The organism is Thermoproteus thermophilus (assembly GCF_055392855.1).
Genome location: NZ_AP042466.1, coordinates 1,297,391 through 1,313,879, shown reverse-complemented (window position 1 = coordinate 1,313,879; position 16,489 = coordinate 1,297,391). Strand labels below are relative to the sequence as shown.

Here is a 16,489-nt window from a genome sequence, read left to right as displayed (position 1 = left end):
GTCTTCAATTAATAAACCGGACCTATCACATGGGGTTCGAGCTAGTCGTAAGAAACGCCGTAGAGGTCGTGACAGAGGAGGAGGTGAAGGCGCGGATAGGCGGTAGGGCCTACGTCGGCTACGAGCCCGTTTGGCCCGTCCACGTGGGCTGGCTCGTTTGGCTGTACAAGGCGAGGGACCTCGTCGAGGCCGGGTTCGAGGTGGTGCTCCTCGAGGCCCTCTGGCACGCTTGGATTAACGACAAGGGCGATTTCAAGACCTTGGAGGAACACGCGGCGAGGATAAGGGAGCTAGCCGGGAGGATATCGGGGAGGTTCAAGTTCAAGGACGGGAGGGAGCTAGCCGCCGATCCTAAATACTGGGAGCTCGTGGTCAAGGTGGCCAAGTCGTCGTCTTTAGCGCGTATAAAACGCGCCGTGCCCATAATGGGCAGGAGGCAAGAGGAGGTGGAGCTGGACTTCTCGAAACTGCTCTACCCGGCCATGCAAGTCGCCGATATGTTCTACCTAGACGTCGACGTGGCGCTAGGAGGGCTCGACCAACGGAGGGCTCACATGTTGGCGCGCGACGTGGCCGAGAGGCTGGGCCTCAAGAAGCCCGCGTCGATACACACGCCCATAATAACGTCCCTCAGCGGCGTCGGGAGGATGGAGGGCACCAGCAGGGAGGTGGACGAGGTGTTGGCGCTCTACAAGATGTCCAAGTCCCGACCCGGCTCGGCGATATATGTGACCGACTCGCCCGAGGAGGTCGCTAAAAAGGTCTGGTCCGCCTACTGTCCCCCGAGGGAGGTGGAGTTCAACCCCGTGTACGAGCTAGCCGCATATCTGCTTTTGCCCTATCGGGGACCCCTCGAGATAGGGGGGCGGAGGTATGAGGACCCCAAGACGCTCGCCAAGGACTACGAGAGCGGCGCCCTCCAGCCTCAAGCGCTCAAACAAGCCGTGGTCGACGGGCTCATCGACATGCTCTCCAAAATTCGCTAGTTCCTCGACCTCGGCGGGTTATCTCTGGGCCGAAAGCCGCACGGCCTCGGGCAACTCCTCGGTAATGTTTAAATATAGCTCCTTGACGCACGGCATGGAGATCGCCTCGGGGTACGCGAAATCGGGGTGGGCTCCTTAGCGGAGTTGGCTTGCGAGGCTAGGCGAAAGCTCCTCATAATGGCCGCCTACGATCCCGGGATTCACATCGGCTCGTCCCTGTCCGTCATCGATATACTAACCGCCTTGTACGGCACCGGCAGGGTTAAGTTCAACGCCCACAACGGCGTCGCTTCGAGGAACTACCTCGTGCTCTCTAAAGGCCACGCCGTCCACGCCATATATGCACTGGCCTCCGTCTTCGGCTACTTGAACCAAGACGAGCTAAGGGAGACCGGCTCTCTGGGCAGCAGGCTCCAGAACCATCCCGAGGACGACACGCCGTTTGTGGACTTGTCCAACTCCGGCTCCCTCGGGCTGGGGATAGGCATGGCCGTGGGGCTCGCCATGGGGCTGAGGCTTAGGGGATCCGCGGGGAGGGTCTATTTGATAACCGGAGACGGCGAGCTGGACGAGGGCATTTCCTGGGAGTCCTTCGCCGTGATCTCGTCCTATCGCCTCAACAACGTGATAACCATAGTGGACTTAAACGGGGCCCAGCTCGACGGGCCCTCCGAGGAGGTGTTGAGGAAGGGCGATATAGCCGGGAGGTTCAAGGCCTTGGGCTTCTTCGTCCAGACGGTCGACGGCCACGACCTCGAGAGCCTCGTCAAGGCCCTCGAAGCCGCCGAGGGGTCGAGCGCCCCCAGCGTGATAATAGCGAGGACTATTAGGGGGAAGGGCGTGGACGGCCTAGAGGGCTCCACCAGGCAGAGGATACCCAGAGACGAGGCCTTGGCCCTAGCCGCGAGGGTGACATGTCGTTAGTCGAGGAGTTGACCCCCAGAGAGGCCGCCGGCAAGGCTCTGGCGGATCTAGGCGATCTCAGAAACGACGTGGTGGTCCTCGTGGCGGACACGGGCGAGACCACGAGGGCTAAGTTCTTCGCCGAGAGGCATCCCGAGAGGTTCTTCAACGTGGGCATAGCCGAGCAGGCCATGGTGGCCATAGCCGCCGGCCTCGCCTCGGCGGGCTTCATGCCGTACGCGTTGACGTTCGCCGCCTTTATGGCGAGGGCTTGGGAGATAGCCAGGAACTCCGTAGCGCGCTTGAACTTGCCCGTGAGGCTAATCGGCACGCACGCGGGATTCTCAGATCCCTACGACGGCCCCTCTCACCAGGCCCTGGAGGACATAGCGCTCTTCAGAGTCCTGCCCAACTTCACGGTGATCGCCCCGGCCGACTCTTGCGAGACTTACAGAGCCGTGATGGCCTCCGCCGAGGTCAAGGGGCCTGTCTACATAAGGGTGGGGAGGGATTTCCACGTTCCAGCGACGTGCGACATGTACAAGACCTTCGAGGTGGGCAAAGGCTACGTCGCGTTGGACGGCAACGACGTGGCTATACTGACCACTGGACAGATGTTGAGCCTCGCCCTCGACGCGGCCCACGTGTTGAAGGAAAAGGGCATATCCGCGGCCGTCCTCCACTTCCCGACGATCAAGCCGCTCGACTTAACCCTCCTATCCCGCTACGCGCGCTCCGTCAAGGCGATAGTCACGGTCGAGGAGCACGTGGTCCACGGCGGTTTCGGGTCTGCGGTGGCCGAGGCCTTGGCCAACATAGGGCCTAAGCCCATCGCGATCATGGGCGTCAAGGGGTTCGGCAGAACGGCCAAGAGCCCCGTGGAGCTGTACCAGTTCTTCGGGCTCACGCCCGACAACATAGCCGCTAGGGCCGAGGAGTTGATGTCCTTGTCATGAGGGAGCTTTCCTACCGCCACAGCAGAGGGGTCACGAAGATAGTCGTCGGCCGCGGGCTCGACTTGCGCGTCGTGGGCGACAAGGCCGTTTACCTAGTCGACGCAAACTCCGGCGTGGAGCTTGAGGACGCCTTGAGGCTCCCGGGCGGCGAGGACGTGAAGAGCTTGGAGGTTCTCACAAAGGTCTACGAGTTCTTGGCGTCGCGCGGCGCCGACAGGTTCACGTACTTGGTGGCCATAGGCGGCGGCGCCTTGTTGGATTTGGCCACCTTCGCGGCGGGCACCTACATGAGGGGCATGAGGCTGGTCTTAGTCCCCACTACTTTGTTGGCCATGATCGACGCGGCGATAGGCGGAAAAGGCGCCGTGGACTGGGGGCGGGTGAAGAACCTAATAGGGGTCTTCTACCAGCCCGACTTGATACTAATCGACTTGAGGTTCGTGGACGGGTTGCCCGACAGGGTTTTCAGATCGGCCTTCGCCGAGGCCGTCAAGTACGGCGTAGTTCTTGACACGGACTTCTTCGCTTGGCTCAAGCTCAACGCCGAGGGGCTCTTGAAGAGGGACGGGGCGTTGCTCGAGGAGGCCGTCTACAAGTGCGCGAAGATAAAGGCCTCTGTGGTCGAGGAGGACGAGTTCGAGCTGAGGGGCATAAGACAAGTCCTCAACTTCGGCCACACGGTGGGCCACGCCATCGAGAGGGTGCTCGGCTTACTCCACGGCGAGGCGGTGGCCATCGGCATGGTCGTGGAGGGCGAGGCCGCGGTCGAGGCCGGCCTCTTGGGGAGCGCCCAGCTGGACGAGCTCTTGGCCTTGTTGAAGACCTTCGGGCTCCCGACAAGGGCTTGCCTGGACCAAGCCTCGTTGGAGGAGGCCAAACGACTCGTAGAGCGCGACAAGAAGAGGAAAGGCGACGCAATGCTAATGCCGGTGCCCGCCGGGATAGGGAGATGGAGGCTGGAGGAAGTGCCCCTAGAGCTCGTGAAAAAGGCGCTGGACCGGCTGAGATGCTCTGCATAAAGCCGTCGCCGCTCGAGGGCAAGTTCAAGGCGCCTCCCTCTAAGCCCTTGAGCCAACGCTACATACTCGCAGCCGCTATAGCAGACGGCGTCACGGAGATCGGCCCCGTAGAGCTCAGCGACGACGTAGTTGCGGCGTTGAGGGCGGCGCAACCCCTCGCGCGTATATCGCTTGAGGGCGACAAGGTCCTCTTGGCCAAGAGAGAGCCCGACTCCGTCAGGTCCTTCAACGTGGGGGACTCCGGCTTCACGTTGAGGGTATCCGTCGCGTTGTACGCCGGCATAAGGGGGAGGACCGTGATATACGCGTCGGAACAAGTGGACAAAAGGCCTCTGGACGACTTAGTCCAAGTTCTGAAGAAATACGCCGAGATCGAGAGGATCCCGGGCGCCGTCTTGATAGAGAGCCGCGGAGTCGAGCGAGTGGACGTCGAGATACACGGCGATGTGACGTCCCAATACATCAGCGGGCTCATCTACCTCTCCGTCGTGGCCGAGGGCGGCGGCAGGGTGAGGGTCTTGGGGAGGAAATCGTGGCAATACGTCGAGGCCACGGCCGACGTCGTGAGGAAATTCGGCGGCAAGGTCGAGCTCGACGGCGACGTGATATACGCCGAGGGGCCCCTCAAGTCGCCCGGCTCCGCGGCTGTGCCAGGCGATTACGCCCTTTCGGCTTTCCTCTTGGTCGGGGCCGCCGTAACGGGAGGGGGCGTCTCGGTCTTAGGGCTAGGCGAGGGCCCGGACAAAGCCGTGTTGGACATACTAAGAGATTCCGGCGTCTCGGTCCGCGCGTCTGGCGACGAGGTCTCCGCGGAGGGGGCCCCCTCGAGGCCGCTGGACGTCGACCTATCCAACGCGCCCGATCTAGCGCCCCCCTTAGCGCTTCTGGCCGCCTTCGCGCCAGGCCGTAGCGCCTTGAGGGGCGTCGAGCACCTCGCCTATAAGGAATCCAACAGGATCGAGACTATAAAGGACGTCTTGGGGAGGATGGGCGTCCGCGTTGAGTACAAAGAGGGAGTTCTATTCGTCGAGGGTCCGCCCAAGGCCAAAGACGTCCGTTTCGCGTGCCACAAGGACCACAGGATCTGCCTCATGGCCCTCGTGGCCTCCAGAGCTCTCGGAGGCTGCGTCGACGACCTATCGCCTGTGGCCAAGACTTGGCCCTCCGCGCCTTTGTACTTCTTGGGTCAACTATCGCCGATCCGGGCCTAGCGTGGGCCTTTCTCGAAGCCCAACACGTCGGCGAAGTTCGCCAGATCCAACAGCCCGTGTCCGCTGAAGCTTATCAACACGACTTTCCTCTCGCCGGTCCTCTTAGCCTCATCCGCTATTTCCTTCACGGCGGGGAGCACGTGTGCCGTCTCCGGGGCCGGCACGTAGCCCTCCAGCTGCGCGAATGCTTGGGCCATCTTGAACACAGTCTCCTGGTCGTAGTCGCGCCCCTCGACCCATCCCTTGTACATTAAGTAGGACAAAGTCGGCGCGACTCCGTGATATCTGAGGCCCCCCGCGTAGATCGGAGGCGGCACGAAATCGGCGCCGATGGTGTACATCTTCAACTGCGGGAGGAGCTTGCCGGCGTCCGGGTCGTCGTATTTGTACACGCCCTTGGTGACCTTGGGCACCTCCGATGCGCCCACCGCTATATACCTACGCCGCACCTTGCCCGATCTCAGCTCCTCGCCTATGAAGGGGAAGAAGGCCCCGCCCCAGTTCGAGCCGCCGCCGACCACGCCTATGAATACGTCCGGCTCCTCGCCTATGAGCTCCAGTTGTTTTTTGGCCTCTAGTCCCGCCACGGTCTTGAACAGAATATCGGCGTTTATGACGCTGCCGACTACGTATTTGCCGCCGTGTTTTAGGGCGTATTCGGCAGCCTCGGTTATGGCGACGCCCAGCGAGCCCGGGTGGTCCGGCCTCTCGGCCAACAACCTCCTCCCGAATTCTGTCAACTCGCTGGGGCTCGGGTGGACCTCGGCGCCGTACATCTGCATGAGGAAGCGGCGAAGCGGCTTCGCGTAGTACGAGGCCCTGACCATAAAGATGTGGGCCTTGGTCTTGAAGAGGGCCGCCGCCAAGGCCACCGCAGATCCCCACTGCCCGGCCCCCGTCTCCGTCGTGACGAGGCCGGCGCCGTCCTTCAACGCATAGTAGACCCACGCCAGCGCCGAGTTTATCTTGTGGCTGCCCGTGTAGGTGTACCCCTCCATCTTCAGATATATCCTAATTGGCGCGTCCAAGTACTCCTCCAGCCTCTTCGCCCTTATTAAGGGCGTTGGCCTCCCCACCTGTAAGTAACGCTCCCTCACCTCCTCGGGGATCTTGATATAACGCTCCGTCGAGAACTCGAGCCTCAAAGGCTCCGACGGCACTACTTGTTTCAAGAGCTCCAGCCTCTTCCCGCCGTCGGGGTCTAGAGGAGGCGGCAACGGCTCCGGCAAATCGGCCAAGATGTTGTACCACCTATCGGGCACCTCCTCGGGAGGTAGATCCACTCTCAACTTATCCGGCATATCTTCTGGAAAAAGAATCTATTTATCGATTACTTGACTACTCCTACGTTCTCCACGACGGCATAAGGCGCGGTGGCGGCCACCGGCATATCCCACCAATATATCTGCTCGGCCTCGCCCGATAACAACGAAATCCCCCTCAGTATGTTCTCGAGCGTATCCGCTATCCTCATATGCTTGACGATCGCCGTCGGCTTACCGCCTCGCACCACGAGCACCACATCTCTGCCCACTGTCGAGAACTGGCCTATCTTGACGTTCTGATAGCGCGTGTACCAGTTGTTGTGGACGTAATAGCCAGTGCCCAGCTCGGCTAATAGGCCTTGCAGATCCTTAGGCCCATCGCCCGGCCTCGCCATCACGTGCCCGGGCGTCGGCATGATCCATCCCCTGAGCGCGTGGCCCGTCGTGGAGGCGCCGAGCTTGGCCGCAGTCCTGTTGTTGTGGAGGAACCCGGCCAAGACGCCGCGTCTTATCAGCTCGACCCGCCTCACAGCGTTGCCCTCGTAGTCCAACGGCGTGAAGCCGTACGCGCCCTCCTCCGCGGTCACGTCCTCGAGCGTCAAGGCCTCCGAGGCGACCGTTTTGCCGAGATCGCCGGGCCCGTACCTGGAGGAGCCCGCGAGTACGCTGCCAGCGGCGAGCCAAATCGACGCGGCCTCCCCTATCAAGTGGCCGAACACTAGCGGGGATAGCAACAACTTGTGCTTGCCCGGCTCCACGTCCTCGGCGGGGAGCCCGGCCGCGAGCCCGAGCAGTTCCGCGTTAGATCGGCCGGCCTCCTTCGGCCTAAGCTCCGAGGGCCTACGCGCCGCGCTCGCCGCCGTGGCGGCCAATTCGCCCTTGAAGGAGCGGACGGTGAGGTAGGACCTATTGACGCAATACTTCCCGCGGCCTCCGTGGACGTCCTCGTACTCGAAACAGAGATAGGTCAACTGCACGGCGCCGGCGTTTCTCTCGACGCCGTTGGCCGCCGATATGGCCTCGGCCGCGATGTCGGCGAGTTTCTCGAAGTCCTCCTCCCTTTCCTCCCTCGGAGGAGGCGGCTGCGGCTTGAGCGGCGCGTAGAGCGGGTCCTCCGGCAACTTCTCGAGGCGCTTCACGGCCTCGTCCACCGTTTTGACATCCGGCTCCCCCGTGAAGGAGACGATGGAGATCCTCTTGCCCTTGGCCAGATAGAGGCTGAACTCCGTCGTTGCCCAAGACTTAAACGCGGTGATCTCGTCGTTGGCGAACCTCACTAAGTAGTTCTCGGACTCTACCTTGACCAAGGCGGCCTCGTCGACTAGCCTCTCGACGAGCTTGAGGATCATGGCGCCACCAGTAGGTTCCTGCTCCTAAACGTGGGGCCTCCCATGGTCACCGGCACTCCTTGCGATGGATTGCCCTTGCCGCACGTCCCCACGAAGAGCTTAAAGTCGCGGCCCACGGCGTCGACGTTGCTCCAGAGCTCCTTGGTGTCGACCTCCAAGAAGCCCTTGACCGGCTCCTTGAGGTCTCCGTTCTCTATCAAATAGGCCTCGAAGAAGCCGTACCTCCCCGCTTGCCGCTTGTCGTCGATGTTCCACTCCGTGTACGACACGACGTATACGCCGCGCCGCGTGTCCTTTATGATCTCCTCCGGCCTCCAGTCGCCCGGCGCCAAGTACGTGTTGGACATACGAGGTATGGGCTCTCTGTCGAACGCGGACGCCCTAGCCGCGGCGTTGCTGCGCGCCCCTATCACGGCGGCGTATTGCCTATTGGTTATGAACTCCTCGACCCGCCCCCTTCTGACGAGCTGTTTAGGCCTCGCCGGCACGCCCTCCTCGTCGACTAGGTAGAACCCATACGTGCCAGGGATCGTCGGGTCGTCCACCACGTTGACCAGCTCGCTCCCCACCTCGACCCTCAAGCTCTGCGGCCTCACGTAGGACTCGCCGGCCTCGGCGCCCTCCCTCCCGAATATCCTGTCCAGTTCGAGTGGATGCCCTATGGACTCGTGCACGAATATGCCCGCCATCTCCGGCGAGAATACCACGTCGTATCTGCCGGGGGGTATCGGCCTCGCCTTGTCCAAGAGGTCCGCTGCCTTTCTGGACTCCTCCTCGACGAAATCCTCGAAGCCCTCCAACGACCTCGCCGATGTGCCTCCCGCCGAGACGTCCCTCTGGAGGCTGCCCCTCGACGGCTCGTGGGCGATCAACACGCCGAATACGAAGACCCTCGGGATCTTGCTGTATACGTCAGCGCCGTCGCTCGTCACTATCCTCTTCTCCGTGGTCCACACGCCGCCCACGAAGCGCCGGATCGACACCCTCTTGTCGACGCGGGAGTCCAGCTCGGCCAGATACCGCTCGAGCTCGAGCTCTATGGGCGGGAGCTCGTACTTGACGGCGGCGAGCCTCTCCTCGGAGAGCTCGACGGGCCTCCTCCTCATCCTCCCCGCCGCCTTGGCCAACTTGACGGCCCTCTCCACGGCCGAGAGCAGATCTTGAAGGCCGGTCCTGGGCGTCGCCGCGAAGCCCAACCCGCCTTCGGCTATGGCCCTCACCGAGAATCCGGCCAGCCGCGTCGAGCCCGAGAACTCGAACTCGCCGTTGCGGAATCCCGCCCATCTGCCCTCGTCAGATTGCCACCTCACCTCAACGTACTTAGCGCCTAGGGATAGGCCGAAGTCGACGGCCTTTCTTATAACCTCGTCCATAAAAACGCCGCGGAATTCGCTATAAAGTTTTTCGAAAAGCTTTTTTAGCAGCTCGGGGACGTCCTCGTGTCCGTCATAGACCAGCGGGATAAGCACAGATTCGGCGAGGACTCCACGCCTGTCGTCTTGGAGAACGCCAGACGAAAAGCGGCGTCTATGGGTCTGAGGCTAACGATAGACGACCGCGCCGTGGCGATCGGAAACTTCGAGGCCGAGGCCTCCGGCGGGACGTTGAGGACGCCGTTCGGCTCATACCCCGTAGAGCCCGACGAGTGGGACCTCCTCAAGGGCTTGCTCTTGAGCTTTTTCGCCTCAAACGGAAGGCCGCCGAATCGACGAGAGTTCGCCGAGATGTACTTCGCCGCGACGGGGCGTTGGCCTACATGAGGGCGCTTTCGGTCCTCGCCGCAACGTCGGCCCGTTCCTAAAAGCCAAGTCGTTTTTCGAAATAGGCGATTACGTCGCCGAAAGTCGCCTTAAGGGCTCCGCCCTTTTCTGATCTCGTTTAAAAGCTCCTCCACGAGCCTCGATTGCATCTCCTCTACGAACTCGACAGTCTCGGCGAGCCTCCTCGCCATCTCCATGTTTAGCCTCAAGGCCTCCTCCAGAACCTCGGCGGGATCCTTAAAACGCGCCGATTCTATGAGCTTCCTCATAGCCTCCTCGTAAGTCGTGACGCTCACGCCGAACGATTTCAACATTCCGCGCGTCTTCTCGCTCATATCGCCGCAGTTCGAACAATCGCTGTTCTCGGATCTGCGGTTAGTACAAACAACGGCTCAACGACGGCGTTGAAGAGCTCGTAGAACTTCGCCATGTAATCGCCGATTGTTGCATTTTAATGTTCTCTTAGGATCCTCTGCTCGTTGCAGAGCGCTACAAAGCCCTTGCCCCTCACGTTGGCCACCAACGTTACGCCCAGCTTGCAAGCGGCCTCGATGCCGCTGTAAAGCGGCCCTCTCAAGCTCACCACGATCGAGGCGCCCATCGACGCCGCTCTGATCACCATGTCGGAAGAGGCCCGGCCCGTCGTGAAGACCACGCCGCCCCTTAAGCCCTTCTTGAGGGCTTTCCCGACCAGCTTCAACACAGAGCTGTGTCTGCTCACGTCGTGCGCCACCGTCCATTCGCCGTTGAGGAGGGCCGACGTGTGCATGGCCAAGGACGGCTCTATCGAGGGCATGGTCAACTTGCCGAACTCGGACGCCAGAGATCTGAGCTGCTCCTCGGTTATTTGGACCTCCACTAGTTTGCGCTTGTTGGATATCCCCACTCCGCCGCATTCGTCTAGGACTGTCGACGCGATGCGGGGCGAGCCGGCTATCCTCGCCCTCACGGCGTTGTCCTCGACCGATATCTCCGCGACGTCTTCCAACGACTCGACGTAGCCCTCGGCGTATAGGTAGCCCAGAGCAAGCTCCTCTAGCTCAATCGGCGTGGCCACCAGCGTGGCCGCTAACTTCTCGTTGACGTATATCTCTATCAAGCGATCCACGGCGATTCTAAAGCCCTTGACCTCACGCCACATATCTGGCCAAGATCCTGAGCCCGTACTCGGCCACCTCGTCTATCTCGTCGTTTACCTCCACGTGGACGTGCCCGCACCTCTTGCATTTATGGAAGAAGACGCCCTTCATATCCTCCTTGTACATCACGTCGAAGTTCTCCCTCCCCTCAGCGCCGCATTTCGGGCACCGCCACCATTTATAACGCCACGTGAAGCCGCAGACACATTTGGCGTATTTAGCCCGGCCTTCGAAGAGGGCCCCGGGCTCGCGTTTGACTAAGAACAACACGGGCACCGCGCCGCAGATGGGGCACCTATCGCCCTCCCATTCTCGAAATCTTTCGCCGTATAGTTGGGCCAGCCTCCGGGCTACGGCCAAACGCGCTAGATCCTTGTCGCCTATTAGGACCTCCGCCGAAGATAAGTTCATCACGCGTTCTATCAACGGCGACTCGATAGACTCTAGCACCGGCATAAAAGAGGAGAGGCTTGAGAAAAACTCGGCCGCCTCTTTGGGGGCCTCCGAAAGCCCCCTTCTGCACTCCTCGTCGTCTCCGCAGACAGCTCTAATTATCGCTTCTCTTGACATGTTTCAGATAATTGGGCATATGCCTCTGAGCCCACTCCAAGGCCACCTTACCGTAGCCGAACATGGCATTCAACAAAGGCCTACTAGCCGGATGTAGCACAGCGAATAGATGGAAGAATATGAACAACAACACTAGATAGAACCCAATATCGTGTAGCATCAACAAATCTCTGAAAACGGCAACGCTCAGCCCGAGGGCGTTGCTGTATACAAGGAGGACTCCGCTGATCGACAACAACACTATCCCCACTACCAATACTATAGTTATGTAGGCTGCCAATACGTTGTGTCTCTCCAAGCTCTTGGCCACGTCCTCGGGAAGCGGCTTGCCGAACACGTAGTGATTGGCCAACGCTTTCGCTTCCCTTATCTGTTGGCTCAAGGGCTTCCTCAACGCGTCGAAGACGTGGATCCTTCTAAAGGCCAACAGATATACAGCATAGACTATCAGTAAAACGCCCCATATCTCGCCGAGGAACCTATGCGACGAGCGCGCCAACTCCTCCCCCACCGATACTGGGTAGGGACTCCCCAAGAGGGCGGCGAGCGGGGCGCCCACTGCGTAGCTCATCCAGCTCATCAACTCGGGGAACAACAACATGGACCCCGTAATCGCCAATAACGTAATCAACACTAAGTTGAGCCCGTGGGCGAGCCTGTAGCCGAGGGACGCCACCTCTATTTCTTTTTCATTATTTATACTAGCCATATTATAATAGAGATTTTGAGTTTAAAAAATTTACTATGCCTTTTGTTGTTGAATAGATTTTTGCTCTTCTATACGAGATTTGCGCCACGAGGCCACTCCGATAATCGTCAACCCCACGGCGCCCACGAGAGCAAGCGGCGGCACTATCTCCTTCAATATCTCCCTCGCCTCGTTGGTGGCGACCACGGCGTCTTTCGGGAAGTGTTGGCTTATCGCGAAGGCCCTCCTATCTGATGAGACGTATATCCAGCGGACTTGGCCTCCGACGTATTGGCTCAAGCCGAGCCCGTACACAGTCCTGCCCTTAGCGGCTTCCGATTGGGCTAACTGGATTATCTGGGAGGCGGGTCCAAAGGTGAAGACGCCGGTGGGGCAGACCTCGACGCACGCGGGCCTCTCGCCGTTTTGTATCCTGTCCACGCAGAAGGTGCACTTGTAATACTTACCGTCCGATCCCCTTCTGGGCACGTCGTAGGGACACGCGTTCTCGCAGAAGCCGCACCCTATGCATTGATCCTTATTTATCACGACGGCACCCTCAGGCGTCACTGATATGGCGCCGGACGGGCACGCCCTAGCGCACGGCGGGTTTACGCAGTGGAGGCACTGCGCCGGCAACGGAGCTATGTCCACTTGCTCGAAGACGAGCTCGCCCGCAGGGGTCGACAAGCCCTTCTTAGTTGTGCCCTCGTAGAAGAACACGACCTTCCAGTCGTTCGCGGTGAAGGTTGGCGGGTTCGTGAACGTGGGGCTAAACGTCGTCTCGGTGGGGCCTCTGCCGTTCCATTCCTTACAGGCAACTTGACATGCCCTGCAACCTATACACTTATCTATATCTACAAGAACGGCGTAGCCCTCGTTGGCAGGGGGCGGGTTTATGGCGACCATGGCTACACGCCAGAGGCTTTTCTTATCACCCCAAGCCAGGCCTTAGTCTCTTGTATAGTCGTCACCGGGTCCACGACATCCGGCGAGATGAAGTTGCCCGACGGCCCAGCCTCCGGCCCCTCGAAGCTCCACGACCAGAGCACGTTGACCACGGGCACTTGTTGGCCATCCACGTTGAGGTAAGCCTCGCCGTCTGTGACGTAGGCCCTGACCTTTATGCCACCGCGGGCAGTCCAGATCTCCACGTAATCGCCCGTGTTTACGCCGATTTGTTGCGCCAGCTTTTTCGATATGATCGCGAAGGGCCTCGGCACCAGTTCGGCGAGGTCCGGCATGCGGCGGTTCATGGAGCCGCTGTGCCAAGTCTCCGTCAAGCGGTTCGATGTTACCACCACGGTCACCCCGCTTATGCCTAACTGTTGCAGCATGGACTGCAACTCCTTAGGCTCTAAAGCCACTCCCACCATCTTGCCTTGTAATATACTCGGTTGTTGGTTCAGCACGTCTAGATTGTAAGGGTTGAGCCACGCCAGAGTCGGGTACTGTATGGCCATGTCGACTATGGGCGACTCGACGGGCTCTGCATGTATAGGCCATTGGAAGGTATAGCCCTTATACCAACCGCCCATGTCTTGTATCACCTTGAGCGTGGCCGCTTTCAAATCTCCTAGTTGTTGATAGTATTGTCTCAACAAGCTCCTCATCTTCTCGTAAGTGGGCTTGAACTGCCTCCACCCCACGCCGCTGTAGAAGATCCTCTTGAGGAACGCCTTGATCGACAAGGTGTCTTGGTCCCAATACAGCGTATCGTTGGCCCATAGGTATTTCATCCCGGTCTGAGAGGCGAAGGAGTCGAAGTCTAGGACTTGCACGCCGTTGTCTGTCTCCACCACGAATTTCCCTAGGAAGTTCATCTGGCCCGTGCGTATGAACGTCATTAAGTCGAGGCCGCCGAAGAGGTCCGCGACTCCGCTGAGCCTCCTCTTGAAGGACCTCGGAACGAAGAAGTTATGGCCGGGCACAAAGGCCGGCCTATATTCGCCCGTGTACTCGTCGATTATCTCGCCGGTCTCGCCGGTGACGGTCCACTGCCTCCCAGCGGCCGTTATCACGTCGGGCTTGCCCAGTATTACCTCAAGCGAGTCGTAGTTGTACATGAATCGGACGTTCATAGGCCACGACCAGCCCCAGTTCTTGTACACCTTGAACGTAGAGCTGAAAACGCCGTCTATCTCGCCCGGCTTTCTGAGGGAGTTGTCGCGCCTCATCGTCGTGAAGGAGTCCCTTACAGGATCGTATATTCCTTGGTAGAGGAACGTGGAGAAGTTTATCTCCTTGTTTATGATCCTCGGGTTGACCTCGGCCTCTATATCCGATATCGGCTGGGCGGCCCCTGTCCCGCCCGAGTAGTCCCAGGAGTAGTCGGGCCTCAACGGCCTCTCGTAGACGAAGACTAATTGGCCCTTCTTCCTAAACTTGACCTGCTCAGATTTAAGGCCGGCGGCCTCGCTAGGCAGCAATATAGCGCCGGCTTTCCTCAAATACTTGTATAAGTTCGTAATTATCCAGTAATCAGGCCTCGATTGGCCCCTCGGAGACACCGCGCGCCAGCTCCACTGAATCACTCTGTTGCCGTCCGTCTTAGTCCCCTCCTTCTCGGCGAAAGAGGCCGCCGGGAGCACCACGTCGGCGAACCAAGCGGTCTCGGTCTCGAATATGTCGCTGACGACCAACAACTGCAACGACGATAGGGCCGCCATGGTGACCTTCACGTTGGGGTCGGTCACCGCGGGATTCTCGCCGAATATAAACGCGGCCTTGATGCTGCCTTGCAACACCTTGCTGGGGAACGTGGTCTCGGAGGCCCCGGTGCCGAAGGGAATGTCGCAGACGACCTTTCCGTTGACCGGGTCGTCGGGCGGAACCGTGCCGCAGTAGATGCCCCAGAGCAGCTCGAAGCGGCGCCATCCGTAGAAGTTGAAGACCGTGAGGATCTTAGTGACGTCTGCAGAGCCCTTAGATGGCGCAGAGGTCCCCAGCTTGCTGACGGCCCACTGCGGCACTTCCCAACTCCAAGCGTCCGGCATCCCCTGTAATTTCCAGTCTTGGTACACCCTGACGTCGAAGGAGCTAGACGGAGGGGCGTGGTATCCTGGCAACACGCCCAAGCCGCCTCCTTGAACGTCGGTGGCTCCCTGCACGTTGCTGTGGCCGCGGAACGGGTGGGTGCCTCCGCCGGGATAGCCTACGTTGCCCAGCAACAGTTGGACTATGGCGGCGGCTCTGATTATGCTCAACACGGCGTCTGTGTGTTGCGTCATGCCCATGGCCCACTGTATCACTCCGTGTTTCTTGTGTCCCGTGACGACGCCGCTGTTCTCTACGTATATCTGGGCGAGGGTCCTCAACATGTCCACGGGAATTCCGGTTATATTGGACACCGTCTGGGCGTCGTATTCCGAGACCATCGCCTTTAAGTCGTCTAGGTCGTCTTGCGTGATGTTCCACCTCTGGGACATAAGCCTCTGGAACTCCGGGAGTTGGTCTATGGGCGGGTTCCTCTCGAAGAAGGCGTAATGGAGGATGTAGTTCAGTATAGCAGTGTCGGTGCCGGGCCTAAACGGTATCCAGATGTCGCTGGCCGCAACAGTCCTGCTGTAGTTGGGGTTCAACGCGATGAGGATAGTGCCCCTCTCCTTTTGGCCTTTCTTGAAGTAATAGAAAGACAACGGGTGGGCCTCAGCCGGGTTCGAGAAGAAGAGGACCACATCGGCGAGCGCCACGTCTTCTATGCTGGCCGTCTCGGCGCCCCAGCCGTAGGTCAACGCCAACGCGGTCACCGTGGACGAGTGGCATTTCCTGTACTCTGAGTCTGTGTTGGAAGTGCCCAGAAACGCGGCCAGTTTTCTGGACAAATAGGCTTCCTCGTTTGTGACTATCGAGGAGCCTATGAGCATGACGGGGTTTTGGGCGCCCACGTAGTAGTAGCCGTCGTTTTGTATCGGCGCCCCGGTCGAACTACGCCACTCGTTGAGGATCGAGGCTAGTTTGTTGGCTATATAGGTAAACGCTTGCTCCCAAGACACCTTCTCCCACTGCGGCGGGTATTTCTTCAAGAGAGCCACTAAGTCGTCCCAAGTCTTCGCGTTGAGGATCTCGTCTGGAGGCGGCTTAGGGCCTGTCCTTATCATGGGGGAGTCCAACCTCTGCTGGTTATCGACGATCTGATAGGCCGCCTTGCCCTTAGGGCATAAGGCGCCCCAGTTTATGTAGGAGTCCGGAGAGCCCGAGGTCCAGATTATGTTGGAACCGTCGGTGTAGAAGTCTATGGAACATCCCATGGAGCAGAACGTGCATATCGTCGGCGTTACTCTGGCGCTCTTGAGGCCTAGCTTCCCTCCGATCTCGCCGAGAGTCCACGTGGTCTTCTGTTGGATAAAAGGAGTCTGCGCGGCCGAGGGGAGCCCCAACGCCAACGCGGCTATAGCCGAGATCTTCAACAGACCTCTACGAGATATCGTGGCCGTCATAGCTTGGCGGATCCCCAGTTTTTGTCCCTCTTCCCGAATATCTTCTTGGCTGCGAAGCAGCTGTAATCGGGCTCGCTGTTCATAAGACCGTAAAGCCCGCTTACACTCTCGCCGATAAGCCGCAACTCGGCCTCATATACTTTATGGAAATCTTGGAGTTGCTTCCTCACTATATTCGAAGGCATATCCGCCCTATCCACTAGG

Annotated in this window: 16 protein-coding genes; 6 read left to right on the top strand and 10 right to left on the bottom strand. The window is 59.7% G+C overall.

Features of this window, described 5'->3' with window-relative positions; all coding sequences use genetic code 11:
* Positions 1 to 29 precede the first annotated feature (29 nt).
* The 5 genes from ACZ5PA_RS07635 (at position 30) to ACZ5PA_RS07615 (ending at position 5,075) form a co-directional block, all read left to right on the top strand.
* On the top strand, positions 30 to 986 hold the full coding sequence (locus ACZ5PA_RS07635) for a tyrosine--tRNA ligase (RefSeq protein ID WP_464929751.1): 957 nt from the start codon (positions 30 to 32) through the stop codon (positions 984 to 986).
* A 126-nt stretch (positions 987 to 1,112) separates the two neighbouring features.
* Positions 1,113 to 1,910 (top strand): transketolase, encoded by a 798-nt coding sequence (locus ACZ5PA_RS07630; RefSeq protein ID WP_464929750.1) that lies wholly within the window; start codon positions 1,113 to 1,115, stop codon positions 1,908 to 1,910.
* A complete protein-coding gene (locus tag ACZ5PA_RS07625) occupies positions 1,901 to 2,845 on the top strand; it encodes a transketolase family protein (RefSeq protein ID WP_464929749.1) in 945 nt (314 codons plus the stop codon). Before ACZ5PA_RS07630 ends, ACZ5PA_RS07625 begins: the two co-directional genes overlap by 10 nt.
* Positions 2,842 to 3,864, top strand: a complete 1,023-nt coding sequence (gene aroB / locus ACZ5PA_RS07620) for a 3-dehydroquinate synthase (protein ID WP_464929748.1) — start codon at positions 2,842 to 2,844, stop codon at positions 3,862 to 3,864. Before ACZ5PA_RS07625 ends, aroB begins: the two co-directional genes overlap by 4 nt.
* Positions 3,852 to 5,075, top strand: coding sequence for a 3-phosphoshikimate 1-carboxyvinyltransferase (locus ACZ5PA_RS07615; RefSeq protein ID WP_464929747.1), 1,224 nt, complete (start codon positions 3,852 to 3,854; stop codon positions 5,073 to 5,075). The genes aroB and ACZ5PA_RS07615 overlap by 13 nt, the downstream gene beginning before the upstream one ends.
* Here ACZ5PA_RS07615 and ACZ5PA_RS07610 read toward each other — a convergent pair.
* Genes ACZ5PA_RS07610 through ACZ5PA_RS07600 form a run of 3 tightly spaced genes read right to left on the bottom strand, consistent with a single transcriptional unit; the run spans position 5,072 to position 9,062 of the window.
* Complete coding sequence (locus ACZ5PA_RS07610) at positions 5,072 to 6,376, bottom strand: TrpB-like pyridoxal phosphate-dependent enzyme (RefSeq protein WP_464929746.1); 1,305 nt, start codon at positions 6,374 to 6,376, stop codon at positions 5,072 to 5,074. The two genes, ACZ5PA_RS07615 and ACZ5PA_RS07610, sit on opposite strands and share 4 nt — an antisense overlap.
* A gap of 29 nt (positions 6,377 to 6,405) precedes the next feature.
* Positions 6,406 to 7,689: a TldD/PmbA family protein gene (locus ACZ5PA_RS07605; RefSeq protein ID WP_464929745.1), complete on the bottom strand. Its 1,284-nt coding sequence runs from the start codon at positions 7,687 to 7,689 to the stop codon at positions 6,406 to 6,408.
* Complete coding sequence (locus tag ACZ5PA_RS07600; RefSeq protein ID WP_464929744.1) at positions 7,686 to 9,062, bottom strand: TldD/PmbA family protein; 1,377 nt, start codon at positions 9,060 to 9,062, stop codon at positions 7,686 to 7,688. Before ACZ5PA_RS07600 ends, ACZ5PA_RS07605 begins: the two co-directional genes overlap by 4 nt.
* 66 nt (positions 9,063 to 9,128) lie before the next feature.
* Here ACZ5PA_RS07600 and ACZ5PA_RS07595 point away from each other — a divergent pair, with 66 nt between their 5' ends.
* Entirely contained in the window at positions 9,129 to 9,449 is a 321-nt protein-coding gene (locus ACZ5PA_RS07595; RefSeq protein ID WP_464929743.1) for a hypothetical protein, read from the top strand.
* Between the two features lie 89 nt (positions 9,450 to 9,538).
* Here ACZ5PA_RS07595 and ACZ5PA_RS07590 read toward each other — a convergent pair whose 3' ends face one another.
* The 7 genes from ACZ5PA_RS07590 to ACZ5PA_RS07560 form a co-directional block, all read right to left on the bottom strand.
* Positions 9,539 to 9,784 carry a hypothetical protein gene (locus ACZ5PA_RS07590; RefSeq protein WP_464929742.1) on the bottom strand — a complete coding sequence of 82 codons (246 nt, stop codon included), beginning with the start codon at positions 9,782 to 9,784 and terminating at the stop codon, positions 9,539 to 9,541.
* Between the two features lie 116 nt (positions 9,785 to 9,900).
* Complete coding sequence (locus ACZ5PA_RS07585) at positions 9,901 to 10,590, bottom strand: formate dehydrogenase accessory sulfurtransferase FdhD (RefSeq protein ID WP_464929741.1); 690 nt, start codon at positions 10,588 to 10,590, stop codon at positions 9,901 to 9,903.
* The gene (locus ACZ5PA_RS07580; RefSeq protein WP_464929740.1) at positions 10,580 to 11,044 is read right to left on the bottom strand and encodes a formate dehydrogenase accessory protein FdhE; all 465 of its coding nucleotides are present in this window, start codon (positions 11,042 to 11,044) and stop codon (positions 10,580 to 10,582) included. Before ACZ5PA_RS07580 ends, ACZ5PA_RS07585 begins: the two co-directional genes overlap by 11 nt.
* Before the next feature lie 91 nt (positions 11,045 to 11,135).
* Positions 11,136 to 11,867 (bottom strand): cytochrome b/b6 domain-containing protein, encoded by a 732-nt coding sequence (locus ACZ5PA_RS07575; protein WP_464929739.1) that lies wholly within the window; start codon positions 11,865 to 11,867, stop codon positions 11,136 to 11,138.
* Between the two features lie 33 nt (positions 11,868 to 11,900).
* On the bottom strand, positions 11,901 to 12,755 hold the full coding sequence (locus ACZ5PA_RS07570; RefSeq protein ID WP_464929738.1) for a 4Fe-4S dicluster domain-containing protein: 855 nt from the start codon (positions 12,753 to 12,755) through the stop codon (positions 11,901 to 11,903).
* A gap of 2 nt (positions 12,756 to 12,757) precedes the next feature.
* A complete protein-coding gene (locus ACZ5PA_RS07565) occupies positions 12,758 to 16,285 on the bottom strand; it encodes a molybdopterin-dependent oxidoreductase (RefSeq protein WP_464929737.1) in 3,528 nt (1,175 codons plus the stop codon).
* Positions 16,282 to 16,485, bottom strand: coding sequence for a hypothetical protein (locus tag ACZ5PA_RS07560; RefSeq protein ID WP_464929736.1), 204 nt, complete (start codon positions 16,483 to 16,485; stop codon positions 16,282 to 16,284). Before ACZ5PA_RS07560 ends, ACZ5PA_RS07565 begins: the two co-directional genes overlap by 4 nt.
* Positions 16,486 to 16,489: the final 4 nt, after the last annotated feature.